Source organism: Dickeya undicola, from assembly GCF_000784735.1.
GTDB classification, from domain to species: Bacteria; Pseudomonadota; Gammaproteobacteria; order Enterobacterales; family Enterobacteriaceae; genus Dickeya; species Dickeya undicola.
In genome coordinates, this window is record NZ_JSYG01000077.1 from 1 (window position 1) to 1,485 (window position 1,485).

The following is a 1,485-nucleotide window of genomic DNA, read 5'->3' on the forward strand; positions in this document are numbered from 1 at the left end:
CAATTTTAATTACACCCTCATCGCCTTTGCCAGTAACTGGCTAATATGTAAGCTAAACCTGAATCTTCATTCTGTCAAGACCACCAGAATGACCACCAATTTAGCTCGGACTGAACATACAACGAGTTAGCTTTTTAATCTTTACTACCCTATATATTTCTTTGCAAAACTAGCTAACTCTTTCGCTCTAACGGGTTCCCAGCCGTTATTGACTGCGAACTGCCTGATCTCTTCTTCTGTTGCTCTGAATCCTTGCTTTTTTAGGCTGGTAAAAATTCGTTTTGCCATGTCTTTATCCGATGGATGACTAAGTCCTGTTGACATATTGATGCAACGACCTAGGCGTAGAATTTCGTCCCCAATGGAGGGTAATAGCTGTGCTTTTTGCACTTCCCAGGTCGATGGGCCGACTATTTCAGGTGCCCATGTGGATAACCAGCGTTTACCTTCGACCTCTGACCAGGGTAAGAAAACGATGCTATTGACGTTTCGAGCACTATCAACAATATCCATGTCTTTATCAGTTAGATATGTCGCTAACACAATGTCATGGTTGCCATGTACAGAAAAGTTTTTAGGAATATTAAAATCCAACTGAATGTTGTTACCCAAATCGACCTTTTGGTCTTTTAGTAAAGCCTTTGCTGCTTGCTCGCCGAGAAATGTTGCAATATCAGAGTGAGAAAATGTTCCTTTTGCAGGGAACAACAATGTGATTCGCTGCAGTCCTGCATCTTTGCATAGATGATAGGTTTTGCTTATGGCTAGCTTTATATTGTTCTGACTTGAACCGTTGTTCTCTATCAAAAATCTGGATACTGACATAAAAACTCCTTTTACTAAATGTTAAGGGGGAGCTCAACGTTTTGGGCTAGAGCGTAATATTTTTGTTTAATTGTAATGAATACTAAAAATGTGTCATCTTAAACATCGTCACCGTCTTTTTCTGGCTCATCTTTAATTACTGGTAGGGCCTCAAGTTGTGATTTGAGTTGTTCGTCTAACTGAGTGGCAAATGAAAGAAATGCGGCAAGATTTCTTTGCCGTGTTTCCAGAACTCGCCGTTGCGCACTGCTGGGATGAGTTGTGTTTGCTGGGTTCCCACGTAATTGAAAAATACGAAATTCAATTAGATCAATGTCGTCGTCTAATCCAGCTTTTTGTGCCAGTTCCACCCATTCTTGAGATTTATCAATAGAATTTTCTGCGGCTAAAGAGAGGCAATAATCAATCAGGATTTTTGAAGACGAATCGATATTTTCGGCCACTTTTAACCATTTCTGAGTTTCCGTAGATTCCTTTTCTCTATTCGTTAGCCCTGGGTGGGGAAAGAAGTATCTCGGCTGTTGGTTTTCAGGATCAAGACTTTCTAAAGCCCTTAGGATGGGTTCTAGCTCTTTAAATGGCTTATTGCCAAATGGTAATTCGTAGCGGTTAGCCCAGAAGGCCCAAACTGAGCCCCTGATCGACTTTGTTGAATAAATC

2 protein-coding genes are annotated in these 1,485 nt (G+C 40.8%); both read right to left on the reverse strand.

Annotation, left to right across the window (positions count from 1 at the left end):
• Nucleotides 1-144 precede the first annotated feature (144 nt).
• Nucleotides 145-825, reverse strand: a complete 681-nt coding sequence (locus OB87_RS19420) for a hypothetical protein (protein WP_033571005.1) — start codon at nucleotides 823-825, stop codon at nucleotides 145-147.
• Nucleotides 826-923: 98 nt separating this feature from the next.
• Nucleotides 924-1,485: hypothetical protein (locus OB87_RS20875; protein WP_050515762.1), on the reverse strand; the 562-nt coding region annotated here is incomplete at its 5' end.